Source organism: Streptomyces sp. NPDC031121, assembly GCF_055570615.1.
In genome coordinates this window covers 312,297-339,252 of the sequence record NZ_JBVIGV010000005.1, presented here as the reverse complement: position 1 = coordinate 339,252, position 26,956 = coordinate 312,297, and the positions used below count along the sequence as shown (strand labels likewise).

At 73.9% G+C, this 26,956-nt stretch carries 20 protein-coding genes; 14 read left to right on the top strand and 6 right to left on the bottom strand.

Annotated features, from left to right (window positions below):
* The 8 genes from ACZ462_RS11695 to ACZ462_RS11660 all read left to right on the top strand — a co-directional run bounded on the left by ACZ462_RS11695 (nucleotide 1) and on the right by ACZ462_RS11660 (nucleotide 12,519).
* The gene (locus ACZ462_RS11695) at nucleotides 1-1,260 is read left to right on the top strand and encodes an FAD-dependent oxidoreductase (protein WP_467805851.1); all 1,260 of its coding nucleotides are present in this window, start codon (nucleotides 1-3) and stop codon (nucleotides 1,258-1,260) included.
* On the top strand, nucleotides 1,257-3,248 hold the full coding sequence (locus tag ACZ462_RS11690) for an FAD/NAD(P)-binding protein (RefSeq protein ID WP_467805852.1): 1,992 nt from the start codon (nucleotides 1,257-1,259) through the stop codon (nucleotides 3,246-3,248). Before ACZ462_RS11695 ends, ACZ462_RS11690 begins: the two co-directional genes overlap by 4 nt.
* A complete protein-coding gene (locus ACZ462_RS11685; protein WP_467805853.1) occupies nucleotides 3,245-4,669 on the top strand; it encodes a nitrosuccinate lyase in 1,425 nt (474 codons plus the stop codon). The genes ACZ462_RS11690 and ACZ462_RS11685 overlap by 4 nt, the downstream gene beginning before the upstream one ends.
* 62 nt (nucleotides 4,670-4,731) lie before the next feature.
* Entirely contained in the window at nucleotides 4,732-6,141 is a 1,410-nt protein-coding gene (locus ACZ462_RS11680) for an MFS transporter (RefSeq protein ID WP_467805854.1), read from the top strand.
* Nucleotides 6,134-8,266 carry a molybdopterin oxidoreductase family protein gene (locus ACZ462_RS11675; protein WP_467805856.1) on the top strand — a complete coding sequence of 711 codons (2,133 nt, stop codon included), beginning with the start codon at nucleotides 6,134-6,136 and terminating at the stop codon, nucleotides 8,264-8,266. The genes ACZ462_RS11680 and ACZ462_RS11675 overlap by 8 nt, the downstream gene beginning before the upstream one ends.
* Entirely contained in the window at nucleotides 8,263-9,669 is a 1,407-nt protein-coding gene (locus ACZ462_RS11670) for an FAD-dependent oxidoreductase (protein WP_467805857.1), read from the top strand. The genes ACZ462_RS11675 and ACZ462_RS11670 overlap by 4 nt, the downstream gene beginning before the upstream one ends.
* Nucleotides 9,666-10,874 carry an FAD-dependent oxidoreductase gene (locus ACZ462_RS11665; protein ID WP_467805859.1) on the top strand — a complete coding sequence of 403 codons (1,209 nt, stop codon included), beginning with the start codon at nucleotides 9,666-9,668 and terminating at the stop codon, nucleotides 10,872-10,874. The genes ACZ462_RS11670 and ACZ462_RS11665 overlap by 4 nt, the downstream gene beginning before the upstream one ends.
* A gap of 112 nt (nucleotides 10,875-10,986) precedes the next feature.
* Entirely contained in the window at nucleotides 10,987-12,519 is a 1,533-nt protein-coding gene (locus tag ACZ462_RS11660; protein ID WP_467805860.1) for a hypothetical protein, read from the top strand.
* 215 nt (nucleotides 12,520-12,734) lie between these two features.
* On the opposite strand, the gene ACZ462_RS11655 is transcribed toward ACZ462_RS11660, so the two are convergent.
* The 4 genes from ACZ462_RS11655 to ACZ462_RS11640 form a co-directional block, all read right to left on the bottom strand.
* Nucleotides 12,735-13,910 carry an acyltransferase family protein gene (locus ACZ462_RS11655; protein WP_467805862.1) on the bottom strand — a complete coding sequence of 392 codons (1,176 nt, stop codon included), beginning with the start codon at nucleotides 13,908-13,910 and terminating at the stop codon, nucleotides 12,735-12,737.
* A gap of 135 nt (nucleotides 13,911-14,045) precedes the next feature.
* Nucleotides 14,046-15,353: an aldehyde dehydrogenase family protein gene (locus ACZ462_RS11650; protein ID WP_467805969.1), complete on the bottom strand. Its 1,308-nt coding sequence runs from the start codon at nucleotides 15,351-15,353 to the stop codon at nucleotides 14,046-14,048.
* Between the two features lie 65 nt (nucleotides 15,354-15,418).
* The gene (locus tag ACZ462_RS11645; RefSeq protein ID WP_467805864.1) at nucleotides 15,419-16,522 is read right to left on the bottom strand and encodes a phenylacetate--CoA ligase family protein; all 1,104 of its coding nucleotides are present in this window, start codon (nucleotides 16,520-16,522) and stop codon (nucleotides 15,419-15,421) included.
* A 103-nt stretch (nucleotides 16,523-16,625) separates the two neighbouring features.
* Nucleotides 16,626-17,426, bottom strand: coding sequence for an arylamine N-acetyltransferase family protein (locus ACZ462_RS11640; RefSeq protein WP_467805866.1), 801 nt, complete (start codon nucleotides 17,424-17,426; stop codon nucleotides 16,626-16,628).
* 235 nt (nucleotides 17,427-17,661) lie between these two features.
* On the opposite strand from ACZ462_RS11640, the gene ACZ462_RS11635 reads away from it, so the two are divergent.
* From ACZ462_RS11635 to ACZ462_RS11615, 5 genes are all read left to right on the top strand, one after another.
* A complete protein-coding gene (locus ACZ462_RS11635; RefSeq protein WP_467805868.1) occupies nucleotides 17,662-19,281 on the top strand; it encodes a carboxylesterase family protein in 1,620 nt (539 codons plus the stop codon).
* A 100-nt stretch (nucleotides 19,282-19,381) separates the two neighbouring features.
* The gene (locus tag ACZ462_RS11630) at nucleotides 19,382-20,596 is read left to right on the top strand and encodes an MFS transporter (protein ID WP_467805869.1); all 1,215 of its coding nucleotides are present in this window, start codon (nucleotides 19,382-19,384) and stop codon (nucleotides 20,594-20,596) included.
* A gap of 26 nt (nucleotides 20,597-20,622) precedes the next feature.
* Complete coding sequence (locus ACZ462_RS11625) at nucleotides 20,623-22,014, top strand: FAD-binding oxidoreductase (protein WP_467805870.1); 1,392 nt, start codon at nucleotides 20,623-20,625, stop codon at nucleotides 22,012-22,014.
* Between the two features lie 10 nt (nucleotides 22,015-22,024).
* The gene (locus ACZ462_RS11620) at nucleotides 22,025-22,858 is read left to right on the top strand and encodes an arylamine N-acetyltransferase family protein (RefSeq protein ID WP_467805872.1); all 834 of its coding nucleotides are present in this window, start codon (nucleotides 22,025-22,027) and stop codon (nucleotides 22,856-22,858) included.
* Nucleotides 22,859-23,211: 353 nt separating this feature from the next.
* Nucleotides 23,212-23,712, top strand: coding sequence for a hypothetical protein (locus ACZ462_RS11615; protein ID WP_467805873.1), 501 nt, complete (start codon nucleotides 23,212-23,214; stop codon nucleotides 23,710-23,712).
* A 206-nt stretch (nucleotides 23,713-23,918) separates the two neighbouring features.
* Here the strand turns inward: ACZ462_RS11615 and ACZ462_RS11610 are convergent, their stop codons facing one another.
* The gene (locus ACZ462_RS11610) at nucleotides 23,919-24,779 is read right to left on the bottom strand and encodes an arylamine N-acetyltransferase family protein (RefSeq protein ID WP_467805875.1); all 861 of its coding nucleotides are present in this window, start codon (nucleotides 24,777-24,779) and stop codon (nucleotides 23,919-23,921) included.
* 3 nt (nucleotides 24,780-24,782) lie between these two features.
* On the bottom strand, nucleotides 24,783-25,808 hold the full coding sequence (locus ACZ462_RS11605) for an aldo/keto reductase (RefSeq protein ID WP_467805877.1): 1,026 nt from the start codon (nucleotides 25,806-25,808) through the stop codon (nucleotides 24,783-24,785).
* A 140-nt stretch (nucleotides 25,809-25,948) separates the two neighbouring features.
* On the opposite strand from ACZ462_RS11605, the gene ACZ462_RS11600 reads away from it, so the two are divergent.
* Nucleotides 25,949-26,890: an NADP-dependent oxidoreductase gene (locus ACZ462_RS11600; protein WP_467805878.1), complete on the top strand. Its 942-nt coding sequence runs from the start codon at nucleotides 25,949-25,951 to the stop codon at nucleotides 26,888-26,890.
* Nucleotides 26,891-26,956: the final 66 nt, after the last annotated feature.

Below are 26,956 nucleotides of genomic sequence, written 5' to 3'. Positions count from 1 at the left end.
ATGTCGAAGCTCATCATCATCGGCGGCGGCATCGGCGGGCTCGCTGCGGCCCTGGCCGTCGCCCGGCAGGGCCACGAGGTCCTGGTCCTGGAGCGCGCCCCGCAGTTCGCGGAGATAGGCGCCGGCATCCAGCTCGCCCCGAACGGCCTGCACGCCCTCGACCGGCTCGGCCTCGGCGACGCCGTCCGCTCCACCGCCGTCCGGATGGACGAACTCCGCTTCATGGACGGCGTCACCGGCGAGCACGTCGCCAGCCTCGACCTGACCGAGGCCTACCGGGAGCGGTTCGGGAACCCGTACGCGGTCGTCCACCGGGCCGAGCTGCACACCAAGCTGCTGGAGGCCTGCCAGGCCGCCGACGGCGTCGAACTGCGCAGCGCCGCCACCGCGACCGGCTACGAGCAGGACGCCGCGGGTGCCACCGTCGTTCTGGAGGACGGCGAGCGCCTCACCGCCGACGCCCTGATCGGCGCCGACGGCATCCACTCCGCCATCCGCGCCCAGCTCGTCGGCGACGGCGCCCCCCGCAACTCCGGGATCACCGTCTACCGGGCGATCATCCCGATGGAGCAGGTGCCCGAGGAGCTGCGCCACCTGACCTCCGTCACCTGGTGGACGGGGCCCGGCTGCCACTTCGTGCACTACCCGATCGCCGGCGGCAAGTACCTGAACCTCGCCGCGAGCAGCGACAACAAGGCCGTCGAGGCCGTCGCCGGGGTCCCCGCGACCGACGGCGACATCCGCCGCGAGTTCGCCTCGCTCGGCGAGGACGCCCAGCGCCTGCTCGCCCTCGGCGAGGGCTGGAAGTCGTGGGTCCTGGTCGACCGCGACCCCGTCGACACCTGGACCGACGGCCGGGTCGCCCTCCTCGGCGACGCCGCCCACCCGATGCTCCACTACGTCGCCCAGGGCGCCTGCCAGGGCCTGGAGGACGCCGTCGTCCTCGGCGACCTCCTCGACTGCGGCACGGACGAACTGCCGCAGCGCTTCGAGAAGTTCAACGCCGAGCGGCGCGAGCGCACCGGCCGGATCCAGCTGCTCGCCCGCGAGAGCATCAAGCTCTGGCACACCTCCGGATCGGCCGCCTCCGACCGCAACGCCGTCCTGGCCGGCTTCAGCCGGGACGAACTCCACGACTACGTCGCCTGGATGCACGGCCACCGCACCGACGACACCACCACCGCCGCCGCCGCCACCGCCACCACCACCACCACCGCCGCCGCCGCCGCCACCGCACTCACGAACGGAGACCAGCGATGAACCAGGACCGCAACCACGTGCAGGTGGCCCTCATCGGGGTCGGCCCCCGCGGCCTGTCCGTCCTGGAGCGGCTGTGCGCCAACGAGCGGCACACCCCCTCGCACGACGCGGTCACCGTCCACGTCGTCGACCCCTCGGCGCCCGGCGCCGGCCAGGTCTGGCGCTCCGACCAGTCCCAGCACCTGCTGATGAACACGGTCGCCTCCCAGATCACCGTCTACACCGACGACAGCGTCCGCACCGAGGGCCCCATCGAGCCCGGCCCGAGCCTGTACGAGTGGGCGAGGGGCCTCGCCGCTGCGGACGGCGCGGACGGCGCGGACCCGGCCGTCCTCGCCGAGGCCCGCCGCCTGGGCCCGAACACCTACCCCACCCGCGCCTTCTACGGCGGCTACCTGCGGGCCGCGTTCGAGCGGGTCGTCGCGGGCGCCCCCGCCCACGTCACCGTGCGGGTGCACCGCTCCCGGGCCGTGGCCATGGCCGACACCCACGGCATCCCCGGCGGCCCGCAGGGCGTCCGGCTGGAGGACGGCACCCGCCTCGACGCCCTCGACGCGATCGTCCTGGCCCAGGGGCACGTCCCGGCCCGGCTCACCCCGCGCGAGGCGAAGACCGCGAGCCTCGCCCGGATCCACCACCTGCGCTACTTCACCCCCGCCAACCCCGCCGACCTCGACCTCAGCAGCGTCCTGCCCGGGGAGAACGTCCTGCTGCGCGGCCTCGGCCTGAACTTCTTCGACCACATGGCCCTCTTCACCGCCGGCCGCGGCGGCACCTTCACCCGCGGCGAGGACGGCCGCCTCACCTATCACCCCTCGGGCAAGGAGCCCGTCTTGTACGCCAGTTCGCGCCGGGGCATCCCGTACCACGCCCGCGGCGAGAACGAGAAGGGCGCCTACGGCCGCTACCTGCCGCGGCTGCTGACCCCGCAGCGGATCGAGGAGCTGCGCGCCCGCTCCGCGGACGGCGAGGGCATCGGCTTCACCGCCGACCTGTGGCCGCTGGTCTCCCGCGAGACGGAGAGCGTCTACTACGGCACCCTGCTCCAGGCCCGCGGCCGCGGCGACGAGCGCGAGGGCTTCACCCGCCGCTTCCTGTCGCTGGAGGACGCCGCGGACCGGGACGCCCTGCTGGACGTGTACGGCATCGCCGAGGCCGACCGCTGGAGCTGGGAGGCGCTCTCCCGGCCGTACGGCGACCGCGCGTTCGCCGACCGCGAGGACTTCCGGCAGTGGCTCGTGGCCTACCTGGAGCGCGATGTCGCCGCGGCCCGCGCCGGCAACCTCAGCGGACCGCTCAAGGCGGCCCTGGACGTCCTGCGCGACCTGCGCAACGAGATCCGCCTCGCCGTCGACCACGGCGGCCTGACCGCCGACTCGCACCGCGACGACCTGGAGGGCTGGTACACCCCGCTCAACGCCTTCCTCTCCATCGGCCCGCCGGCCTCCCGCATCGAGGAGATGATCGCCCTGATCGAGGCCGGGGTGCTCGTCCTGACCGGTCCCGGCACCGAGATCCGCGTCGACACCTCCTCCGGCCAGGCCGCGTTCACCGCCGCCTCCCGCACCGTCCCGGGCCCGCCGGTCCGCGCCGGCGTCCTGATCGAGGCCCGGCTGCCCGAGCCCGACCTGCGGCGCACCGACGACCCGCTGCTGCGCCACCTGCTGGACACCGAGCAGTGCACCACCTACCGGATCTCCGGGCCGGGCGGCGCGGGTTACGAGTCCGGCGGCCTCGCCGTCACCGAGCGCCCGTACCGGCTGCTCGACGCCCGCGGCCACGCCCACCCGCGGCGGTTCGCGTACGGCGTGCCGACCGAGTCCGTGCACTGGGTCACCGCGGCCGGCATCCGCCCGGGCGTCGACTCCGTCACCCTCGGCGACTCGGACGCCATCGCCCGCTCGGTGCTCGCCCTGCCGCCCGCCGCGGCCGTCCCGGCCGGGGTGTCGCTGCCCTCCGAGACCGACCTGACCGGGGTCCTCGTATGAGCACCGCGGGCGGCGACGCGCTGACCGACGCGGGGCTGCTGTCCCCGGTGCGCGCCGGCACCCCGGCGGAGGAGGCCGTCTCCGACCTCGCCTGGCTCCAGGCGATGCTGGACGCCGAGGCCGCCCTGGCCCGGGCGCAGGCCGGGCTCGGCACCCTCCCGGAGGCCGCCGCGAAGACCATCACCGGCTGCGCCCGCGCCGGCCGGCTGGACCTGCGCGCGCTGGCCCTGGCGGCGCGGGAGACCGCGAACCCGGTGGTCGGGCTGGTGCAGGCGCTGACCCGGGTGGTCGCCGCCGAGGACCCGGCCGCCGCCGAGTACGTGCACCGCGGCTCCACCAGCCAGGACATCCTCGACACCGGGGCCATGCTGGTCGCCGCCCGCACGCTGCGCCTGGTCCGCGCCGACCTGGCCCGCACGGCCGCGGCGCTGGGGCGGCTGGCCGCGGAGCACCGGGACACGGCGATGCCGGGCCGGACGCTGGCCCTGCAGGCGGTGCCGACCACCTTCGGACTGAAGGCGGCGGGCTGGCGGCAGCTGGTCCTCGACGCCGGGGAGCGGCTGGCCCGCGTCGCGGACGGCGGGCTGCCGGTCTCCCTCGGCGGGGCGGCCGGAACGCTGGCCGGCTACCTGGAGTACGCCCGCATCGACGGCGCCGGCGGCCCGGAGGCAGGCGGCTACCCGGAGCGGCTGGCGGAGGCGTTCGCCGCCGAGACGGGCCTCGCCCGGCCCGCGCTGCCCTGGCACGCGCTGCGCACGCCGGTCGCGGACCTCGCCTCGGCGCTGGCCTTCACCGCGGGGGCGCTCGGGAAGGTCGCCGTGGACGTGCAGAACCTCTCGCGGACGGAGGTCGGCGAGGTCGCCGAGCCGGCCGTCGCGGGGCGGGGCGCCTCTTCGGCCATGCCGCACAAGCGCAACCCGGTGCTCAGCACGCTGCTGCGCAGTGCCGCCCTCCAGGTGCCGGTGCTGGCGGCCGGGCTGGTGCAGTGCCTGGTCTCGGAGGACGAGCGCTCCGGCGGCGCCTGGCACGCGGAGTGGCAGCTGCTGCGCGAGTGCCTGCGGCTGGTCGGCGGCGCCGCGCACACGGCGGCGGAGCTCGCCGAGGGGCTGACGGCGCGGCCCGAGCGGATGCGCGCCAACCTGCTGCTGACGGGCAGCCAGGTGGTGTCGGAGCGGATCGCGGCCGTGCTCGCGCCGGAGCTGGGCAAGGCGGCGGCCAAGCGGCTGCTGACCCGGGCGTCCGCGGCCGCCGAGGAGGGCGGCCTGCCGCTGCACGAGGTGCTGGCCGCCGAGCCGGCGCTCCAAGGGCGCTGGGACGCGGACGGGTTGGCGGAGCTGTGCGATCCGGGGGCGTACACGGGCGGGGCGGGCTCGCTGGTGGACCGGGCGCTGGAACGGCCCGAGCCGACGCTTGAGTTTTAAATGAACTGAACTGTATAGTTCAGTATGTAGACGCCGAGCACCGAGCAGAAAGCCGAGGAGCCATGACGCCGCCGCCCGCACGTCCCGCAACCGGACGCTGGATCGAGGACTGGGACCCCGAGGACGAGGAGTTCTGGCAGCGCAGCGGCCGGCGCACCGCCCGCCGCAACCTCGCCCTCTCGGTCCTCGCCGAGCACATCGGCTTCTCGGTGTGGAGCATGTGGTCCGTCCTCGTGCTCTTCATGTCGCCCGAGATCGGCTTCGCCTTCACCCCCTCCGAGAAGTTCCTGCTCGTGGTCGTCCCCACCCTCGTCGGCGCGGCCCTGCGGCTCCCGTACAGCTACGCCGTCACCCGCTTCGGCGGCCGCAACTGGACCGTCTTCGCCTCGGCCGTCCTCCTCGCCCCCGCCGCCGCCGCCTTCTGGTTCATCAGGCAGCCCGGCACCGACCTGTGGGTCTTCCTCCTCATCGGCGCGCTCTGCGGGCTCGGCGGCGGCAACTTCGCCTCCTCGATGACCAACATCACCGCCCTCTTCCCGCAGCGCCTCCAGGGCTGGGCCCTCGGCATCAACGCCGGCGGCGGCAACCTCGGCGTCGCCGCGGTCCAGCTGATCGGCCTGCTCGTCCTCGCCACCGCGGGCAGCGCCCACCCCTCGTACGTCATCGCCGCCTACCTGCCGCTGATCGTGCTCTCCTCGGTCCTCGCCGCCTGGAAGATGGACAACTTCGCGGCCGTGCGCGGCGCGCCCGGCGCCCAGCGCGAGGCCGCCCGCAACCCGCACACCTGGATCATCTCCCTCCTCTACGTCGGCACCTTCGGCTCCTTCATCGGCTACGGCTTCGCCTTCGGCCTCGTCCTGCAGAGCCAGTTCGGCGCCACCCCCTTCGAGGCCGCGCAGTACACCTTCCTCGGGCCGCTCCTCGGCTCCTTCTTCCGGCCCCTCGGCGGGCTGCTCTCCGACCGGTTCGGCGGGGCGCGGGTCACCCTGGCCACCTTCTGCGCGATGGCCGCCGGGACCGGGCTCCTGCTGCTGGCCTCCGCGCAGTCCTCGTACGCCCTGTTCCTCGGCGGCTTCACCCTGCTGTTCGTCCTGACCGGCATAGGCAACGGCTCGACGTACAAGCTGATCCCGGCGGTCTTCGCCCGGCAGGCGCAGGACGCGGTCACCTCCGGCCGCGACGCCGAGCAGGCCTTCGCCAGGGCCCGCCGGCTCTCCGGCGCCGTCGTCGGCATCGCCGGGGCCGTCGGCGCCCTCGGCGGGGTCGGGGTGAACCTGGTCTTCCGCAGCGCCTACAGCGGCCCTGCGAAATCCGGCGAACCGGCCTTCACCGCCTTCCTCGCCTTCTACGCCGTCTGCATCCTCACCACCTGGGCGGTCTACCTCCGCCGCCGCCCCGCCGCCCCTGCGGACGGCCGGGACGCCGCCGCGGCCCCCGCCGGCTCCGCCCGCACGGAGGCCACCCGTGTCTGAGACCGCCACCCACTGCCCCTACTGCGCCCTCCAGTGCGGAACCCGCCTCTCCCACGACGCCGGCCGCACCACCGTCCGCCCCGACGCAGCCTTCCCCGTCAACCGGGGCGGCCTGTGCCAGAAGGGCTGGACCGCCCCCGCCCTCCTCGACACCCCCGGCCGCCTCACCCGGCCCCTCGTCCGCGGCGCGGACGGCCGGCTCGCCCCCGCCGGCTGGGACGAGGCCCTCGACCTGATCGCCGGCCGGCTGGACCGCATCCGCGCCGAGCACGGCGCCGACGCGGTCGGCGTCTTCGGCGGCGGCGGCCTCACCAACGAAAAGGCCTACCAGCTCGGCAAGTTCGCCCGCGTCGCCCTCGGCACCAGCCAGATCGACTACAACGGCCGGTTCTGCATGTCCTCCGCGGCCGCCGCCGGCTCCGCCGCGTTCGGCCTCGACCGCGGACTGCCCTTCCCCGTCACCGACCTCGCCGCCGCCGACGTGGTCCTCCTCGCCGGCGCCAACCCGGCCGAGACGATGCCCCCGCTGATGCGCCACCTCGCCGGCCCGCGGCTCATCGTCATCGACCCGCGCCGCACCCCCACCGCCGAGGCCGCCGCCCTCCACCTCCAGCCCACCCCCGGCACCGACCTCGCCCTCGCCCTCGGCCTGCTCCACCTCGCCGTCACCGAGGGCCGCGCCGACCGGGAGTACCTCGACAAGCGCACCACCGGCTTCGACGCCGCCTGGCGGCGGGCCGCCGCCTGGTGGCCCGAGCGCGTCGAACGCGTCACCGGGGTCCCCGCCGCCGAGATGCGCGAGGCCGTCGCCCTCCTCGCCGGCGCCGAGCGGGCGTACGTCCTCACCGGCCGCGGAGCCGAACAGCACAGCAAGGGCACCGACACCGTCGCCGCGTTCATCAACCTCGCCCTCACCCTCGGCCTGCCCGGCCGCGAGGGCAGCGGCTACGGCTGCCTCACCGGCCAGGGCAACGGCCAGGGCGGCCGCGAGCACGGCCAGAAAGCCGACCAGCTCCCCGGCTACCGCATGCTCGCCGACCCGGCCGCCCGCGCCCACGTCGCCTCCGTGTGGGGCGTCGACCCCGGCACCCTGCCCGGCCCCGGCCGCAGCGCCTACGAACTCCTCGACGCCCTCGGCACCGGCGGCGGCCCCCGCGCCCTCCTCGTCTTCGGCTCCAACCCCGTCGTCTCCGCGCCCCGCGCCGCCCGCATCGCCGACCGGCTCGCCTCCCTCGACCTGCTCGTCGTCGCCGACTTCGTGCCCTCCGAGACCGCCGAACTCGCCGACGTCGTCCTCCCCGTCACCCAGTGGGCCGAGGAGGAGGGCACCATGACCAACCTGGAGGGCCGCGTCCTGCGCCGCCGCAGGCTCCTGCCCCCGCCCGGCGAGGCCCGCAGCGACCTCGACGTGCTGCACGGCCTCGCCGCCCGCCTCGGCCAGGACCCCGCCCGCTTCCCCACCGACCCGCGCACCGTCTTCGAGGAACTGCGCCGCGCCTCCGCCGGCGGCCGCGCCGACTACTCCGGCATCAGCTACGACCGCCTCGACGCCGGCGAGGCCCTGCACTGGCCCTGCCCCGAGACCCCCGCCGGGACCGCCCCCCACCCGGGCACCCCGCGGCTCTTCCTCGACGCCTTCGCCCACCCCGACGGGCTCGCCCGGTTCGCCGAGGTCGAGCACCGCGACGCCGCCGAGACCCCCGACGCCGACTACCCGCTGTACGCCACGACCGGACGGGTCCTCGCCCAGTACCAGTCCGGGGCGCAGACCCGCCGGGTCCCCGAACTGGCCGCCGCCGCCCCGGAGGCGTTCGTCGAGGTCCACCCCGACACCGCCGGCCGGCTCGGCCTGCGCGACGGCCGCCCCGCCCGGGTCTCCTCGGCCCGCGGCAGCACGGTCGCGCGGGTCCGGCTCGTCGACTCGCTGCGGACGGACACCGTGTTCCTGCCGTTCCACTTCGCCGGCGCCGGCCGGGCCAACCTGATCACCTCGGCGGCCCTCGACCCGCGCAGCCGGATGCCCGAGTTCAAGGTGTGCGCGGTACGCGTGGAACCGGTCGGCGCGGCTGCCGAAGCCGCCGCCGCCAACGACCCGGCCACGGCGTCCGAGGGAGCCGGGCGGTGACCGCGGGCGAGGTGCTGGTGGTCGGCGGCGGCCCCGCGGCGCACCGCTTCGCGGAGCGGCTGCACCACCACGGCCACCGGGGCGGCATCACCCTGCTCGCCGCCGAGCCGCAGGCCCCGTACCACCGCACGCTGCTGACCTCCGTCCTGGACGGCACCCTGCCGGCCGGAGCCCTCGCCCTGCCCGAACTCCCGGCAGGCGTCCGCCTGCACACCGGCACCACCGTCACCCGCATCGACCGGGCCCGGCGCCTCGCCCACACCGCCGACGGCTCCGCGCACCACTACGACACCCTCGTCCTGGCCACCGGCTCCCGCCCGGCCCCGCCGCCCGGACCCGGGCTCGCCGGGCTCGGCCCCGCCGACGGGGTCGTGGCCCTGCGCACCCTCGCCGACGCCGAGCACCTGCGCCGGACCGCGCCCGACGCGCGCCGCACCGTCGTGCTGGGCGGCGGGCTGCTCGGGGTCGAGGCGGCCGCCGCGCTGCGCCGGGCCGGGCACGAGGTGGCCCTCGTCCACCGCGGGCCGCACCCGCTGCGCCGGCACCTGGACACGGCCGCGGGGGACATGCTGACCCGGAGCCTGACCGGCCTGGGCATCGAGGTCCACGCGGACCGCGAGGCGGCCGGGTACCACTCCGGCAAGCTCACCCTCGACGACGGCACCGTACTCGCCGCCGACACGCTGCTGCTGTGCACCGGGGCCGTGCCCGAGACGGACCTGGCCCGGCGGGCCGGGCTGGCCGTCCGCACCGGCATCCTCGTCGACGGGGCCCTGCGCACCGCCGACCCGCGCATCCACGCCCTCGGCGACTGCGCCGAGCACCCCGGCGACGCGGCCGGGCACCTCGAACCCGCCTGGGAGCAGGCGGAGTCCCTGGCCCGGCAGCTCACCGGGACCGGCGGGGAGCACCGCGGGAGCCGCCGGGTGGTCCGGCTGCGGGTCGCCGACCTGGACCTGGTCCGCCTCGGCGGCACCGAAGCCTCCGCCCGGCCCGGCGGCGAGGTGGTCACCTTCAGCGATCCCGCGGGCGGCCGGTACGCCCGGCTGACCCTGCACGGGCAGCGCATCACCGACGCGGTCCTGCTGGGCATGCCGAAGGCGATCGCCGCCGCGACCCGGCTCCACGAGCACGACCTCCCGGTGCCCGCCGGGCGGCTGGAGTTCCTGCTCGGCATCGCACCGGCCGCGCCGGGCGACGGGGAGCTTCCCGACGACGCCGTCGTCTGCCGCTGCAACAACGTCACCAAGCACGCCATCACCGAGGCCTGCCGCACCGGCGCCGCCGACGTGGCCGCCGTCGCCGCGGCCACCCGCGCCACCACCGGCTGCGGCGGCTGCACGGGCGCCGTCCGCGCCCTGTGCGGCGCCCCCGCCCGAACCGAAGGGAGCACGCCGTCATGAAGACGCTCGTCGTCGCCGGCCACGGAATGGCCGGCCACCGCCTGGTCTCGGAGCTCCGCTCCCTCGACACGGCCGGCTCGTGGCGGGTGGTGGTCCTCGCGGAGGAGCCGCACGCCGCGTACGACCGGGTCGCGCTCTCCTCGTACCTGGACGGCCGCAGCGCCGCCGACCTGGCCCTGCCCGGCCCGGGCGCGGACCCCGACCCGCTGGTCGACCTGCGCCTGGACACGCGGGTGACCGCCGTGAACCGGGGAGCCCGCACCGTGACCACCGCGACCGGGGAGGCGATCGGCTACGACGCCCTCGTCCTGGCCACCGGCTCGAAGCCGTTCATCCCGCCGGTGCCGGGCCACGACCTGCCGGGCTGCTTCGCGTACCGCTCCCTCACCGACCTGGACGCGATCCGCGAGGCGGCCGTCCCCGGCCGGCCCGGCGTCGTCATCGGCGGCGGCCTGCTCGGCCTGGAGGCGGCGAACGCGCTGCGCCTGCTCGGCATGGAGCCGCACGTGGTGGAACTCGCGCCGCGGCTGATGCCGGTACAGGTCGACGCGGCCGGCGGCGCGGTCCTCGGCCGGCGGGTGGAGGACCACGGGCTGCACGTCCACTGCGGGGTCGCCACGGCTTCGATCGAAGCGGGCCCGGACGGGCGCGCCGCGGCGGTGGCCCTGGCCGACGGCACCGCCCTGGAGGCGGCGGTGGTGGTCTTCTCGGCGGGCGTCCGCCCCCGCGACGAACTGGCCGGCCCGGCCGGCCTGGACCACGGGGAGCGCGGCGGGTTCCTGGTGGACGGGCTGTGCCGGACCGCCGACGAGCGGATCTGGGCGGTCGGGGAGTGCGCGGCGGTCTCCGGACGCTGCTACGGGCTGGCCGCGCCGGGCTACCGGATGGCGGAGTCGGTGGCCCGGCAGCTGTGCGGGCTGGGCGGGGATCCGTTCGGGGAGGCGGACATGTCGACGCGGCTGAAGCTGCTCGGCGTCGAGGTGGCGAGCTTCGGCGACGCGCACGCGGGCACGGACGGCTCCCTGGAGCTGAGCCGCCTGGACGAGGCGCGGGGCACGTACGCGAAGCTCGTCCTCGACGCCGACTGCCGCACCCTCCTGGGCGGGATCCTGGTCGGCGACGCCCAGGCGTACGCCGACCTCCTCCCCTACGTGGGCCGCCCCGCCCCCTCGGCCGCCCACCGCCTCCTGGCTCCCGCGCCCTGACCCCGCAGGCGCACCCGTCCGCCGCGCCCGCGCGCTGCGGACGAGTGACGCCGAAGGGTGATGACGGCGCGGTGGCGTGCCGCGGGCGGACCGAACCGCCTATGGGTCTGACGTGACCACACTCCCTCTGCGCGGACGTCCCGCTCTCCTCGCCCTGGCTGCTGCCATGCTCCTGGCCGCACCCACCGCGACGGCAGCCACGCCACCGGCGCACCCCCACGGCACCTTCTCCCGCCCGGGAAACCCGGCCCCGGTCGACCCCCGCCCCTCGCCGCCGGCCGACACCGGCCGACACGTGCAGCAGTTCCAACGGCAACTCGCCGAGTCCGGCTACGTCTCCCAGGCCGGAACGGAGGAGGTCTTCGACCTGAACCGCCGGTACTGCGAGGGCGTCGTCTTCAGCGCCATGTGGCCCAACCCCCAGTCGCCCTACATCGTCACCGGCATGCCGGAGGTCCCGGGGCAGGCACCCAACACCAACCCACCCGCGACGTGGCGCCTGCGCCAGGACGAGGCCATCGTCCTGATCGGCACGACGCCGCCGCCGGAGGCCTACTTCTCCTTCGACCTCACCCAGCTGAAGGGCTCGCTGGCCACCGGTCCGGTCCTGTGGACCTCCGTGGGCGACCCGGTCAACAACAAGACGGTGCGCACCCAGGGGCCGACACCGTACGACCGGCCGTTCGCGCTGGTGATCACCGGTAACGGGCGCACCCGGGCCGAGGTCAACAAGATGCTGGACGCCTCCGGGCTGGGCGGGGCGACGAACAACACGACGATCCCCCCGGCCCTGTACCGGCTCGGCCTCGACCAGGGCTCCGACGAGTTCCTGCTCGGCATCCGCACACTGCTGCCCAAGCCCGGCTACGAGAAGGCACTCGACGCCTATCGCGCCTCGCCTCCGATCAAGGTTTTCCGGGTCCGGCCGCAGAGCCCGTCCGGGGACGAGAAGAAGCCGGTGTACGCCCCCGATCCCCTGCCCGTCCCCCGGCTGCGCGTCTCCGGGACCGGGGCCACAGAACTGGACCTCAACCCGACCCTGCAACTGCTGCGCCAGCGCATCATCGACGCCCACCCGGGCTACGAGGTGCACGAGAAGGTCGTCGAACGGGGCTTCGAGGAATCGAACGTCGGGCTACAGGCCAAGCTGCTCACCGATCCCCCGGTCACAGGGGTGGCCGCGCTGTCCAACGACGCCGACGATCCGATCACACGGAACTTCTCCCTGCCCGACGGCTCCTTCGCCGTCGCGTACGGCGCGAACCACGCGGCCACCGGCCAGGCGACCTACTCGAGCGTCACGATGTACGCCGACCGCAAGGCCGCCGTCTCCCTGGCCGCGCAGAACAACCGCGATCTGCAGGGCAGCGCGCGCGACTTCCTCCCCGACCAGCCGAAGGCCGACAAGCTGTACGCCTGGACCTTCAGCCGCGCCGGAGACGCCGGACCGACCGGGCGGCACGTCACCGCGCTCCCGCCCACCGGCAGTGACTTCTGTGCGCAGTACGGCACCGACCGGCCCGTCGACATGAGCACGCTCCGCCTCGTGGCCCGCGCCTACATGCAGCCCGAGACCGCCACCCGCCCCGCCTTCTCCTCGCTCCTCCTGGACCGGCTGCTCGTCTTCACCCCGAAGAAGAAGTAGCAGCCCGGCACACCGCGCGCCCCCCGGGTTCGATGGAACCCGAGGGGCGCGGGGCTGGGTGGTAGGGGGCGGCCGGTCCTGAATTCCGGCCGGGAGTGCTGCGCGCCGCCACGGTGGGCGGCGGGGGCTCCGGTGGGGCGGAGGTGCACCGGTGCGGTGCCGGTGGGGCGGGGCGGCCGCGCGGTGGGACGGGTGGGGGCGGGCAGGGCCGGCGGTCAGACCGTGAGGCGGTCGCGGGGCTGGTCGGAGGTGCCCGGTGCTGCCGCAGCTGCTGCCGCGGCGGCCTTGGCGGCCTTCGCCTTGCGGGAGGTGGAGAAGCGGCGGGTGATCGGCGCCTCGACCCAGGCGTACAGGGCCCAGGAGAGCAGCACCGAGACGACGGCCTGGGCGGCGATCAGGGCGATGCCGACCGGAGTCGGGAAGAGCCCGTCGCCGAGCAGCTCGCGCGAGTAGGCGAGGACGATGTAGTGGACCAGGTAGAAGGCGAAGGAGATCTCGCCGAGCCAGACCATGGGCCGGTTGTTGAAGAGCGTCGGCTTGCTCTCCGCGTCGCGGGCGGCGAACGCGGCGATGACGAGCACGATCGGGATGAGGGTGACGGAGCGCTGGGCGTACAGGTGCTCCACGTTGAGCGCGACGCCGTAGCTGGCGGCCAGCAGCAGCGTCGACCAGACGGTGCCGATGTCGCGCCAGCGGCCGGCCATGACCGCGCGGGCGACGAGGATGCCGAGCGCGAAGTCGAGGAGGCGGACCGGCGGAAGGACGTACGCGAACCAGTACTGGACGGTGGAGGTGCCGTCGGCCCCGGGCATCTGCATGCCGCCGCCGGGGATGACCGCGTAGGTCAGGGTCGGCGTGAGCATGATGGCGGCGACGGTGCCGGCGATCCAGAACTTCAGCTTGGAGGCGTCGATCTTCCTGATGCCCAGGATGAGCAGCGGGAAGGCGAGGTAGAAGACCGCCTCGGCGCCGAGGGACCAGCTGGGCGGGTCGACGCTGAAGTTGGTGGCGAAGTCCGGCACCCAGACCTGGAGCATGAACAGGTTGAGGACGGCCTGCCACGGCTCGGTCATGACGGCCGCGAAGGTGACCAGGGCGAGGCCCCAGGTGACCACGTAGTTCGGGTAGATCTTGACGAAGCGGCGGCGCCAGAAGGCGCGGAAGGTGTCCTTGTCGCGGGCCGACCATGTCAGGACGAAGCCGCTGAGGACGAAGAAGAACGTGACGCCGAGGGCGCCGGCCTGGGAGACGGCCTTGGCGAAGCCGTCGTTGGCCGCGTCGGACTCGAAGAGGCGGATCCACGGCACGCCCAGGGAGGCGTGGTAGAGGAAGACCAGGAGGGCCGCGGGGAAGCGGAGCCCGGTGAGCGAGTCGAGTCTGGGGAGTCTCACAGGTCTTGAACCGTCCATTCCGTTCATGGACATGACAAATACGGCCCTTTCTCGGGAGGCGTGAACGCCGGCGGAAGTGCGCGGGTCCGGGCCGCGGCGGCCCTGTGCAGGCCGCGGCCCGGACCCGTGGGTGCGTCAGTCGCGGATGACCGTCTTGGTCCGCATGAGGAACTCACCCAGGTAGCTGTCGTGCGGGACGCCCGGCCGGATCCAGTAGGTCGGGTGGTCGCCCAGGTAGAGGTTGCTGATGGTGGGCTCCGCCAGCAGCTCGTCGATCAGCGCCTCGTCGTCCGTGAACGCCGTCAGCACCAGCGAGTTGCGCAGCGGGCCGATCCCGTCGGACGGCGACCACGGGGCCACCCACACGCATGGGAAGGGCAGTTCGATGCCGGCCTGCTCGGCGTCCGGCCGGTCCAGCTGGTGCACCGCCGGGCGCAGCACGGCGCTGCCGTCGCCCAGCTCCTCCACCACCCCGTCGCCGCCCAGGTGCGCAGTCGTGCCCGCGGCGCGGGCCAGGAGGAACGCCTCCAGCTTGCGGGCGCCCTCCGCCGGCTGCACCGCCAGGACCGCCTTCTCGTCCTCCGGCGGCAGGCTCGGGATGGCGGCGAGCCGCTCGGCGATCGCCTGCGCCAGCGGCCCCGGGTCCCCCTCCACCAGCACGGTGGTGGCGTTGATGCAGGCCACACCGCCCTGGTGGGCGATCGAGTCGACGATCGTGTCGAGGTGGTCGCGCCAGTCGGCGCCCGCCGGGACGAGCATCTTCGAGCGCCCCGGGCCCTGCGGCAGCACACGGGTGCCCGCGTACTTGCGGACGACCTCGTCCCCGCCGTACACCAGGCCGTAGTCGGCGCTGCGCAGGATCTCGTCCGCCGCGTCGTAGTCCGTGGGCAGCAGCACGACCTGGTCGGTGCCGAAGCCCGCGGCCCGCAGGGCGGAGATCAGGCGGTGCGGGGTGAACGGCTCGCGCCGCGAGGGCCGTACCGCGACCCGGTAGCCCATGGCGAGGGCCTCCACCCACAGCGAGTGCGGGCCGGGGTGGTTGCCGGCCGCGTGCACCGCGAAGACGTCGCCCTTGCGGGTCCACACGGCGCTGCCGCGGCGGGTCTCCTCCGCCCGCCAGTCGTCCACGGCGCCGACGGGGCGCGCCTGGTACGCGGCGACCGGGGCCACCTCGGTGGCCTCGATGATGGCGGCGGTCGCCGCCCGCACGACGCCCATCGGCACGCCCGAGACGCGGGCGACGGTGCGCTGGTACTCCTCGAAGTCGAGCCCGTCGATCGTCTCCTCGGCGAAGATCCGGCCCGCCCGGGCCAGCGCCGCCGTCCGCTCGGCGGCCGGCAGGGTGCGGGCCTTGCGCAGGGCGTCCATGGCGCGGGTGACGAACAGCTTGGGAACCAGGCTCAGTTCGGCGACCGGCGCGCCCGCCACGTCGGTGACGGTCATCCGCTTGCGGGCGCGGAAGGGACCGGAGGGCCCGAGCGCGTCGAGCGTGATCAGGCCGGTTTCCACTAGTAGACCCCCTCGATGACGGTCTCGTTGTCGAACTCCTGGACCGGCGCGATGTCGGCGACGGAGTCGCCGATCTGCCAGACGCCCTCCGGGCCCGGGACCCGGGTCGCGTAGTCGCGCTCCAGGTTGTTCGGCATGAACAGGCTCTTGCTGACGTGGTGCATGACCACCTGGCCGCGCTCGCCGTACCCGACGGTCTCGCGGGTCTCCGGGTCGACGACGTCGAAGACCATGTGCGGGGCGAACGGGTCGTAGATGCACGGGTCGTCGTCGGTCAGGCCCGGGCGCTCGCTGGCGTTGCCGAGGATCATCGTCGAGCCGTAGCCGCTGTACAGGTGGGCCTTCGGGAAGACCTCGGTGCGGTACAGGTAGCGGGTGTCGGCGTCCATCTGCGTGCCGACCCAGTTGATGGCCTTGACCTTCTCGTCGATGAGCTTGGCCAGGTCGTCGCGGCGGGCCAGGCGCTCCAGGACCGGCGGGGTGCACATCAGGACGCCGATGTCCTGGGTCTGGAGCAGGAAGGCCACCTGGTCGACGATGTGCTCGGCGTAGGCGCCCGCCTCGGCGGTCCTGCCGTCCGCGATGAGCTTCTTCACCCAGCGCGGGTCGAGGTCGACGGTGAACGCCAGGCCGCCGCGGAAGGCCGTCTGACGCTTGATCACGTCGCCCACCATGTGCGGGCCGGTCGGGGCGACGACCAGCCAGTTCACGCCCTGCGGGACGCCGTGGCGGTCGAGCTGGCCGCTGCTCCAGGCGAGCAGCCGGTCCAGCCACTCCTGGAGCAGGACGATGCGCTTGGGAGCGCCGGTGGTGCCGCCGCTCTCGTACACGCCGACCACGTCGGGGCGGTCGCCGTAGCCGCGGGGTATGAGGTCCTCCGCGCGGACGTCGCGGAGTTCGTTGGCGAGGTTGGGGAAGCGGCGGAGGTCGGCGAATCCGCCGATGTCCGCCAGCGGGTCGAAACCGAGACTTCCCGCGCGCTCGAGCCAGAACGGCGAACCCGTTTCCGGGGAGAAATGCCACCGCAGGGCGGCGCGCAGGAATTCGTCGGGGTCCGGCTGGGTGTCGAGGGGAAATTCCAGCAGGGGATCAACGGTGGACACGAATGCTCCTTCCGGGTACGGAGTACCGCCGTACTCTCCGCATCGTGCGCCGGTGCCGGGGAGGCGGTCCACGTTATTCCGCTGAGTCCGTCAACTGTCTGTGTCAGGTCAGCTGGATCCCGACCGTCCGCTTCACGCCATCTCCTTCGGGGAGTTCGTCGAGGTCGATTCCGAAGTGGGTGCGGTAGGCGTCGAGGACGGCCGCGTCCGTGTCGAGCGGCTCGATCGTGCGCTGCCCGCCGTCCACCCTGACCAGGCGCCTGTTCTTCAGCGTGACGCGGCCGCCGGCCAGCGGCATCGAGCAGAACAGCTCCTGGAGGAACGGCGAGTCGGGGCAGCTGCGCCACCACCACAGGGTCGGCGCGAAATCACCGAGGCGGCACGGCCGGTCATCGAGCCGGTACAGGGGCCGGCCGTCGAGCAGCACGTCGGTGCCGCCGCCCTCGACGGGGGTGACGAGATACTCGCCGTGCGGGTCTTTCTGCACGTCAGAGCTGGCCAGGCGGAGCGGGTGGCGGCTGTTGCGGCCGAAGCCGGCGTCCACCAGCCAGGGCTCGCCGTCCAGCGTCACCCGCAGCGCGAGGTGACACATCGCGGGGCCCAGCCCGTCCGGCCGGTGCACCCGGCCCGGCAGGATCTCCACCGTGTGGCCGAGCGCCCGCAGCAGCTCGGCGAAGGCGGAGTTCACCTCGTAGCAGCCGCCGCCGCGGCGCTGCCGCACGATCTTGTCGACGGCCCCCTCGCCGAGGTGTATCTCCCGCCCGAGGTGGTAGTCGATGTTTTCGAACGGCACCGTCAGGACGTGCCGCTCCTGGAGGTGCCGAAGCCCTTCCAGATCCGCTTTCCGCGGCTTTTCCGCACCGATCCGCCCGAGGTATTCGGCCACTCCCGCGTCGTCGAGCATTGCTGTCTCCTTGACCATTCGAACCCGGCAGCGTACGACGAACGAAAATACACGCGCACCCGCGGGCGGCCCGCCGAGCTGACGGACAAGGCAGCACCTGACAAAGTGCCCCGCCGCGCGTTGCCGTCCCCGCGCGCGCTTACCAGCATCTGAGGGTCCAGAGTCATCCGACGCGGCGTTTTCGATGAGTCGGTGTGACTGCCCGCCCGCCGATGACGATGGAGAAATCACGGCCATGGCCCCTTCCGCCGCCCACAGCCCCTCGCCGGAAGACGGGGACGTGCTGGTCCGCACCACCGCCGGCACGGTCGCCGGAGAGCGCGCCGGACGGCTGTCCGTCTTCCGCGGCGTGCCCTACGCCCAGCCCCCGGTCGGCGCCCTGCGCTTCGCCTCGCCGCGCCCGCCCGTCCCCTGGAGCGGGGTCCGCGACGCCCGCTCCTTCGCCCCCGAGTCCCTCCAGCCGATCATCCCCGGCAGCTCCGAGGACTCCCTGTACGCCAACGTGTGGACGCCCGGCACCGGCCCGGACCGGCCCCGCCCGGTGCTCGTCTACATCCACGGCGGCGGCTGGATGGTCGGCGGCGGCAGCCTGCCCGTGTACGACGGCGCGCGCCTCGCCGACCGCGGCGACCTGGTCGTCGTCACCTTCAACTACCGCCTCGGCGCACTGGGCTTCGGCCTGCACGAGGAGTTCACCGACCCGGAGACCGGCGACTTCGCCGACTGGGGCCTCCAGGACCAGGCGGCCCTGCTGCGCTGGGTGCACGCCAACGCCGCCGCGTTCGGCGGCGACCCCGGCAACATCACCCTCGCCGGCACTTCCGCGGGCGGCGCCAGCGCCTGGCAGCTGGCCCTGCTGCCGGAACTGCGCGGCATCATCCGCCGGATCGTCCCGATCAGCGCCTGCCACGTGTGGGAGCCGTCCACCTCGCTGACCCCGGCCGACGCCCGCCTCGCCTACGAGGGCGTCGCCCGCCGGCTCGGCACCACCGTCGCAGGCCTGCGCGAGGTGCCCGCCGCCGACCTCATGAACGCCTGGGAGGACGTCTTCGGGGGCCTGCCCGGCGGCCGGGAGGTCGCCTCCGCCCGCGAGTTCCGCGGCCCCGTCGTCGACGGCCGCTGGATGAGCGCCTTCGACTGGGAGCTGCCCACCCCGGACGTGCCGATCATGGCGGTGCACACCCGTACCGAGGGCTCCTTCTACACCGGCCCCTGCCCGCCGCAGCCGACCCCGACCCCGCCGCCCGCCGACGCGGCCGAACTGCGCGAGGCCGTCCGCGGCGTCCTCGACAAGGGCTCCGCCAAGGTCACCGACGAGCTCGTCGACTCCTGCATCGCCGCCTACCGGGAAGCCGCCGAAGCCGAGGGGCTCCCGCAGGACCCGCTGTCGCTGTGGACGGAGATCTGGGGCGACGCCCTGTTCCGCTACCAGATCGTCCGGCTGTCCGAGCGGCACGCCCGGCACGGCACCTCCCCGCAGTACGTCATGGAGTTCGCCCACCCGGTGCGCGCCCCGCACCACGGCACCCCGCACGAGGCGACCTCGCCGTTCCTGTTCGGCACGTACGCCGACACCGCCGCGATCGCCGCCACCTACCCGGTGCCGCCGGAGATCCCGCTGTTCCACGACGGGCCGGGCGAGCGCGCCGTCTCCGAGACCTTCATGGACCTGGTCGCCGCGTTCGCCCGGGACGGCGTCCCCTCCGCCCCCGCCGCCCCGCCGTGGCCGGTCTTCGACCCCGGGACGCCCAGCACGCTCGTCCTCGGCGGCGAGCCGGCCGCCCGGATCGAGGCCACCTCCAAGGCGCGGCAGCTGCGGTTCTGGGACGACGCCGGGTGGGTCCCGCGCACCTGAACGGGCGCCGCCCCGCACACGAGACCCGACACGCGGCCGCCCCGCCGCCTCCCCGCAGGGCGGCCCCCGCCCCCCGTCAGACACGAATGAGGTTCTTGCCATGGCAACACTCGACACACCCGCCGACACCGCAGCACCGCCGCAGGCGGAGGAGCCCACCACGCTGAAGGCGTGGTTCGCGGTCGTCTCCGTCGCGGTCGGCATCTTCACCCTGGTCACCGCCGAGCAGCTGCCGATCGGCCTGCTCACCTCCGTCGGCTCCGCCCTCCAGGTCTCCGAGGGCACCGCCGGCCTCATGGTCACCGTGCCCGGCCTGGTCGCCGCGCTGTCGGCGCCGCTCGTCCCGGTCGTCGTCGGCCGCATGGACCGCCGGTTCCTGCTCGTCGGCCTGATGACCGTCATGGCCGTCGCCAACCTGGTCACCGTCCTCGCCCCGAGCTTCGGCGTCCTGCTCGCCTCGCGCGTGCTCGTCGGCGTCACCATCGGCGGCTTCTGGGCCATCGCGGGCGGCCTCGCCTTCCGCCTGGTCCAGCCCGCGGCGATCCCCCGGGCCACCGCGCTCATCTTCGGCGGCGTCGCCGCGGCGAACGTCCTCGGCGTGCCCACCGGCACCCTGATCGGCGGTCTCGCCGGCTGGCGCACCGCGTTCGCCGTGCTCGGCGTGCTCGCCTTCGCAGTCCTCGTCGCCCTGCTCGTGCTGCTGCCGAAGCTGCCCGCCACCAAGCCGGTCAGCGTCCCCGAGCTCATCGCCCAGTTCGGCAACCGCGGCGTCCGCGCCGGCATCATCGCCACCGCGCTGATCGTCACCGGCCACCTGGCCGCGTACACCTACGTCAGCCCCATGCTCCAGCAGGTCTCCGGCATCGACGAGGACCTGATCAGCCTCCTGCTGCTCGGCTTCGGCGTCGCCGGCATCATCGGCAACTTCGTCGCCGGCGCGGCCGTCTCCAAGAACCTCGCCCGGACCATGACCGTCATCATCGCCGCGCTCGCCGCCGCGATGCTGCTCTTCCCCGTCCTCGGCGAGAGCCAGGCCGGCGGCATCGCCCTGCTCATCCTGTGGGGCCTGGCCTTCGGCGGCGTCTCCGTCAGCCTGCAGACGTGGATGCTGAAGTACGCGCCCGACTCGATGGAGGCCGCCTCCGCCCTGTGGGTGTCCGTCTTCAACCTGTCCATCGCGCTCGGCGCGCTCGTCGGCGGCCTCGTCGTCGACAACATCGAGCTCACCACGGTCGCCTGGATCGGCGGCGGCGTGGTCCTGCTGACCGCCCTCACCCTCCCCTCCCTGCGCATCTCCGGCAAGGCGGCGCAGTGAACCACCCGTTAGAGAAGGGAACCTCCGTGTCCACCACCGACCTGTCCGCACTCGGCGCCGAGCTGCGCGGCCCGCTGCTGCTGCCCGGCACCGACGGGTACGAGGAGGAGACCCTCGGCTTCAACCGGATCCTGCCGCAGACCCGGCCCGCCGCCGTGGTCGTCGCCGACGGCACCGCCGACATCATCGCCGCCGTCCGCTTCGCCTCCCGCAGCGGCCTCGCCGTCGCCGTCCAGGCGACCGGCCACGGCGTGTCCGTGCCCGCCGACGGCGCCCTGCTGATCAACACCCGCAACCTCACCGGCGTCCGCGTCGACCCGCGCACCCGCACCGCCCGCATCGAGCCCGGCGCCCAGTGGAGCCGCGTCATCCAGGAGGCCGCCCCCTTCGGGCTGGCCCCCCTCAACGGCGCCTCACCCGGCGTCGGCGTGGTCTCGTACCACCTCGGCGGCGGCCTCGGCCCGCTCGGCCGCTCCTACGGCTACGCCGCCGACCACGTCAGGAACTTCGACCTGGTCACCGCGGACGGCGAGCTGCGCCACGTGTCCCCCGACGACCACCCCGACCTGTTCTGGGCGCAGCGCGGCGGCAAGGGCAACTTCGGTGTGATCACCTCGATCGAGATCGGCCTCTTCCCGGTCTCCCGGCTGTACGGCGGCGGCCTGTTCCTGCCCGGCGAGCACATCGAGCGGATCCTGCCGGCCTGGCGCGACTGGACGCAGACCCTGCCGGACGCGATGCAGTCCTCGATCGCCGTCATGCGCTTCCCCGACATCGACGTCCTGCCGGAGCCGGTGCGGGGGCGCTTCCTCGCCCACATCCGGATCGCGTTCAACGGCTCGAACGAGGAGGGCGCCGAGCTGGTGCGCCCGCTGCGCGAGCTGGTCGAGCCGGTCCTCGACACGGTCGCCGACATGCCGTACACGGACGTCGCCGACATCAACATGGACCCCACGGTCCCCGCCGTGTACTTCGAGCGCTCCACCCGCATCCGCGAGCTCGACGACGCCGCCATCGCCACCCTGATCCCGCTGATCAAGGAGGGCGCGGACGCCGTCCGGCCCGGCATCGAGCTGCGCCACCTCGGCGGCGCGCTGGGCCGGCAGCCCGAGCACCCCAACGCCGTCCCGCACCGGGACACCGCGTACACCCTGTTCGCGGGCGCGCCGGTATGGCCCGAACACGTGCAGGACGTACGGGAGTTCCAGGAGCGGCTGATGGAGGCGATGGAGCCGTGGCGGATCGGCGGCCCGTTCCTCAGCTTCATCAGCGCACTGGAGAGCTCGCCCGAGCACCTGCGCTCCGCGTACGACCCGCAGACGTACGAGCGGCTCACCGCCGCCAAGGACGCCTACGACCCGCAGAACGTGTTCCGCGTGAACCACAACATCCCGCCGACCGGGTGGCGTGCCCGGTGAGGGGGGCCCGATGACGAAGGAGACGACAGGCATGCTCAGCGACGCGATGGTGGACGCCTACCTGGAGCGGATCGGCGCCCGCCGGCCCGAGCGCGCCGACATCCACGGCCTGCGGCACCTCCAGGAGCGCCACGTGCTGTCGGTGCCCTTCGAGAACATCGACTACCACGTCGAGGGCGCCGAACTGGGCCTGGACCGCGAGTTCCTCTACGACAAGATCGTCACCCGGCGGCGCGGCGGCGGCTGCTACGAGCTGAACCCCTCCTTCGGGCACCTCCTGGAGGCCCTCGGCTACCGGGTGGAGATCCTCTCCGGGCAGGTCTTCCTCGGCGGCGCGTTCGGCGCCCCGCTGTGCCACCTGGCGCTGCAGGTCGACCTGGACGGGGAGGAGTGGCTGGTCGACGTCGGCTTCGGCAAGAACAGCCGCTTCCCGCTCCCGATCGGCAGCTCCGAGGTCCAGAAGGACCCGCACGGCGACTACCGGGTGGTGCGGCCCGAGGAGGGCGGCATCCAGGTCGAGCTGAACGGCGGCATCCAGTACCGGCTCGACGAGCGGCCCGTGCGGATCGAGGACTTCCTCCCGACGCTGTGGTGGTACCGGACCGCGCCCGACTCGGTCTTCCTGCACAACCTGATCGTCTCCCACCAGAAGGAGGACGGCCGCGTCACGATCAACGGCCGCGAGCTCACCCGCACGACCCCGGCCGGCCGGGAGACCGTCGAGCTGCCCGACGACGCCGCCCTGCGGGCCGCGTACGAGGAGCACTTCGGGATCGTCCTCGACACGATGCCGAAGCAGCCGGCCGTGGACCCCGCCATCCGCATCGTCATGCAGATCGACTGAGGCCCCGCCCCTCCCGCCGCCGCCAGGCCCTGCGCCGCACCCGGATCCGGATGCGGCGCAGGGCCCTTTTCTCTGCCCGCGGCCGCTTTCCCGGCGCGCCTGCGGGGCTTTTCCGCGGCCCCCTTCACCGGGGGCCTTCCACAGGCTCCGCAGGCGCACGGAGGGCCTTGGGAGGCCCTTTTCAGGCCGGATCCCGGGCGGTTTCGGCGACGCCCGGCAGGCGCTGCAATTCCCTTTACGCAGACTTGACGAATCGCCACGTGGTCCATACCGCACGCGAATTCGACGGCCCATCATGGAAATCGAAGCCGCCGCGTTCACCGCCGGCCCCGGTAACATCCGTTTTCGAATCCATGGGAGAGATCCACATGCGCAAGAGCACCCGTATCAAGGTCGGCGTACTCGCGGGCGTCGCCGCGCTCGCCACCGCGACGGCCGTCACGGGCTCGGCGAACGCCGCCGCCGACGGCACCAACGGCTGCCTGACCCTCCCGGGCAGCTGGAAGGTCGTGGACGACAACACCGGGGAGACCTTCCTCGGCAGCTACCACGGCAGCGCCTACGCGACGGCCGGCACGGTCAACTTCACCTCGCCGAACAACACCACCACGGCCTCGCACGGCGAGTGGAAGCAGACCGGCTGCGGCACCTACTCCGACACCGACACCGCCCTGCTGCTCGGCGCGGACGGCAAGGCCAACTCCACCATCACGTTCCAGGCCAACATCACCGTCACCGGCCGGAACACGGCGAACTTCGACTTCGCGTACAAGATCCACGGCCTGGACGGCTCCTACGTCACCGGCGGCGCCTCCACCGGCAAGGGCACCCGCATCGCCGTCCAGCCCCGCTGAACGCGCTGAACCCCTTTCCGCCCCTTCCCCCTGTGGCGCCCGAACGGGCCCGGCGAATCCCCCCGCCGGGCCCGTTCGGCATGTCCGGGGTCCTTCCGCGCCCGGGCCCGCTGCGGACGGGGGCACGACGAAGCGGGGCCCGCGGCGCGCACCGGGAGGGTGTGCGCCGCGGGCCCCGCGGGCGGTGCGGCGGAGGGGGAGGCGGGTCAGGCGTCCCCGGCCGGCGGCGCGGGCAGGGCCGCGGTCACGGCCTTGGCCTCGTCCTCCGTCAGCTCGATGTCGAACCGCTCGTCCAGCAGCGAGCGGACCTCGTCGTCCGCGATGTACCGGACCTCGCTGCTCCCGTCGGAGCGGGTCAGCGTGAGCCTGCGGTGGTTGAGGTTCAGCCGCCAGTCCTCCGCGATGCGCTCCAGGAAGACCCGCCCGGTGAAGGGCGAGCTGGAGTGCGTCGAGATGAAGTGGTTGGCGACCACGCAGTCGATGTGGTGGTGGCCCTCCGTGGCGTACCAGTACAGCGGGAACCAGCCGTCCCCCCGCTGGAGCCAGAGCACCCACTCCTTGTCGGAGCCCTCCGCGCGGGCGAGCCGGTACGTCCAGCCGCCCTGCTCGGAGACGGTGCCGTCGCGGACGAGGACCGGCTCCAGCGGGCCCTCGTCGCCGAAGCCGACGTCGGCGAGCCAGGTCTCCCCGCCGACGGCCACGCTCAGCATCAGGTGCGTCCGCGGCAGCGGCTTCGGCGCGTCCAGGACCGGGCGGGCGTACAGGCGGGTCACCTCGAAGCCGAGCCGCTCCAGCAGCACTGCGAAGAGCATGTTGTGCTCGTAGCAGTAGCCGCCGCGCCGCCGGCGCACCAGCTTGTCCTGGACGGCCTCGATGCCGATGTCGATGCCGCGGCCCAGCAGGATGTCGAGGTTCTCGAACGGGATGGCCAGGGCGTGCGCCCGGTGCAGCCTGCGCAGGGTCTCCGCGGTCGGCTCCAGCGGGCCCGCGACGCCCAGGCGGTCCAGGTACGCCGGGACGTCGAGCTTGTCGGCCTCCCACTGGGCGGCGCTGCCGATCTGCACCACGGATCAGCCCGCCTGGCCCGCGGCGCCGGACTTCTTCTCGCTGTCGAGCATGGCCATGCCCTCGGCGTCGAAGCGGGTGCCGGCGACCTCCTCGGCGGGAACGGCCCGCTCGATCTCGGCGACGTCCTCGGCGGTCAGCTCCAGCGAGAGCGCGCCGAGGGCCTCGGCCAGCTGGTCGCGGCGGCGGGAGCCGACGACGGGGACGATGTCCTTGCCCTGCGCCATGGCCCAGCCGATCGCCAGCTGCGAGGTGGTGACGCCCTTGGCCTCGGCGACCTTGCCGAGCGCGGCGACCAGCCGGAGGTTGCGGTCGAGGTTCTCGCCGCTGAAGCGCGGGAAGCTGCTGCGGCCGTCGTCCTTGGCGGTGGCGCGCTGGTGGTTCCAGCGGCCCGACAGCAGGCCGCGGGCGAGGACGCCGTACGCGGTGACGGCCGTGCCCAGCTCGCGGGCGGTCGGCAGGATCTCGTCCTCGATCGAGCGGGACAGCAGCGAGTACTCGATCTGGAGGTCCGCGATCGGGTGCACGGCGGAGGCGCGGCGCAGGGTCTCCGCGCCGATCTCGGACAGGCCGATGTGGCGGACGTAGCCGGCCTCGACCATCTCCTTGATCGCGCCGATGGTCTCCTCGATCGGGACCGCCGGGTCCAGGCGGGCCGGGCGGTAGACGTCGACGTAGTCGGTGCCGAGCCGCTGGAGGGTCTGCGCCAGGGAGTTCTTGACCGCCTCCGGGCGGTTGTCCACGCCGAGGATGCCGCCCGCCGGGTCGCGCAGGACGCCGAACTTGACGCTGAGGGTGAGCTGCTCGCGGTCGTGGCTCTGCAGCACCTCGCGCACCAGCAGCTCGTTGTGGCCGCTGCCGTAGAAGTCGCCGGTGTCGAGGAGGGTGATGCCCGCCTCGATGGCGGCGTGCGCGGTGGCGACCCCCTCGGCCCGGTCGGCGGGGCCGTAGAAGTCGGACATGGACATCAGGCCGAGGCCGAGAGCGGAAACCTCGGGGCCGGCCGAACCAAGCGATCGAAGCTGAGTCATATCGCAGAGCATTGCGCCGGAGTTCTGCGAAGCAGAAACAATTTCCGGCCGCTGTGTCAGGTCGCGGGAAAACGCGAATGGCCGGATATCGACGGTGCCCGGCTTTACAACGGGACACGTGCGCGCAGATCATGGAATGCATGACAGAAACCATGCGCACGGTGCGTCAGGAAGCCCTCGGCGGCGCCGAAGTCCTCAACCTGACGGATTCTCCGATCCCCGCTCCCAATGCCACCGAAATTCTGGTAAAGACGCACGCCGCCGGCGTGAATCCGATCGACTGGAAGATCCGTGAATACGGTTTGTGGCTGACGCCGCCGTTCGGCGTCGGCTGGGACGTGTCCGGCACGGTCGTGGCCGTCTCGCCCGGCGAGAACCGCTTCAAGGTCGGCGACGAGGTCTTCGGCCTGCCCGCCTTCCCGAACGAGGCCGCCGGGTACTCCGAGTACGTCGCCGGGCCCGCCCGCCACTTCGCCCGCAAGCCGTCCGCCCTCGACCACGTGCAGGCGGCCGCCCTGCCGATGGCCGCGCTGACGGCCTGGCAGGCGCTCGTCGACGGCGCGGACGTCCAGCCCGGCCAGCGCGTCCTGGTCCACGCGGCGGCCGGCGGCGTCGGCCACCTCGCCGTGCAGATCGCCAAGGCCCGCGGGGCGTACGTCATCGGCACCGCCAGCGCCGCCAAGCACGACGTGCTGCGCGAGCTCGGCGCCGACGAGGTCGTCGACTACACCGCGGTGGACTTCACCGAGGCCGTCAAGGACGTCGACGTCGTCCTCGACCTGATCGGCGGCGAGTACGAGGACCGCTCCCTGCGCACCCTGCGCCCCGGCGGCACGTACATCGGCGTGATCAACCCGCTCGCCCTGGACGAGATCAGGGCCAAGGCGGAGGCCCTGGGGCTGCGCGGCATCACCGTCAACGTGGCGCCCGACCACGCGGTCCTGGAGCAGGTGGCGTCCCTCGCCGAGGAGGGCCGGCTGCGCCCGCTTGTCGCCGGCACCTTCCCCCTCCAGGACGTCCGCAAGGCGCACGAGCTGAGCCAGTCCCAGCGCGCCACCGGCAAGATCGTCCTCACCTTCTGACCCGGCCGGGCCGGAAGCCGCCGAAGGGGCGGCGGGGACACGGAGTCGTGTCCCCGCCGCCCCTCG

Bases quoted from the DNA above. Each gene is read 5' to 3' on its own strand.
- ACZ462_RS11695 (WP_467805851.1), top strand. From the start codon at position 1: ATGTCGAAGCTCATCATCATCGGCGGCGGCATCGGCGGGCTCGCTGCG.
- ACZ462_RS11690 (WP_467805852.1), top strand. From the start codon at position 1,257: ATGAACCAGGACCGCAACCACGTGCAGGTGGCCCTCATCGGGGTCGGC.
- ACZ462_RS11685 (WP_467805853.1), top strand. From the start codon at position 3,245: ATGAGCACCGCGGGCGGCGACGCGCTGACCGACGCGGGGCTGCTGTCC.
- ACZ462_RS11680 (WP_467805854.1), top strand. From the start codon at position 4,732: ATGACGCCGCCGCCCGCACGTCCCGCAACCGGACGCTGGATCGAGGAC.
- ACZ462_RS11665 (WP_467805859.1), top strand. From the start codon at position 9,666: ATGAAGACGCTCGTCGTCGCCGGCCACGGAATGGCCGGCCACCGCCTG.
- ACZ462_RS11650 (WP_467805969.1), bottom strand. From the start codon at position 15,353: ATGACCGTCACCGACGTGGCGGGCGCGCCGGTCGCCGAACTGAGCCTG.
- ACZ462_RS11640 (WP_467805866.1), bottom strand. From the start codon at position 17,426: ATGCTCGACGACGCGGGAGTGGCCGAATACCTCGGGCGGATCGGTGCG.
- ACZ462_RS11635 (WP_467805868.1), top strand. From the start codon at position 17,662: ATGGCCCCTTCCGCCGCCCACAGCCCCTCGCCGGAAGACGGGGACGTG.
- ACZ462_RS11630 (WP_467805869.1), top strand. From the start codon at position 19,382: ATGGCAACACTCGACACACCCGCCGACACCGCAGCACCGCCGCAGGCG.
- ACZ462_RS11620 (WP_467805872.1), top strand. From the start codon at position 22,025: ATGACGAAGGAGACGACAGGCATGCTCAGCGACGCGATGGTGGACGCC.
- ACZ462_RS11615 (WP_467805873.1), top strand. From the start codon at position 23,212: ATGGGAGAGATCCACATGCGCAAGAGCACCCGTATCAAGGTCGGCGTA.
- ACZ462_RS11605 (WP_467805877.1), bottom strand. From the start codon at position 25,808: ATGACTCAGCTTCGATCGCTTGGTTCGGCCGGCCCCGAGGTTTCCGCT.
- ACZ462_RS11600 (WP_467805878.1), top strand. From the start codon at position 25,949: ATGACAGAAACCATGCGCACGGTGCGTCAGGAAGCCCTCGGCGGCGCC.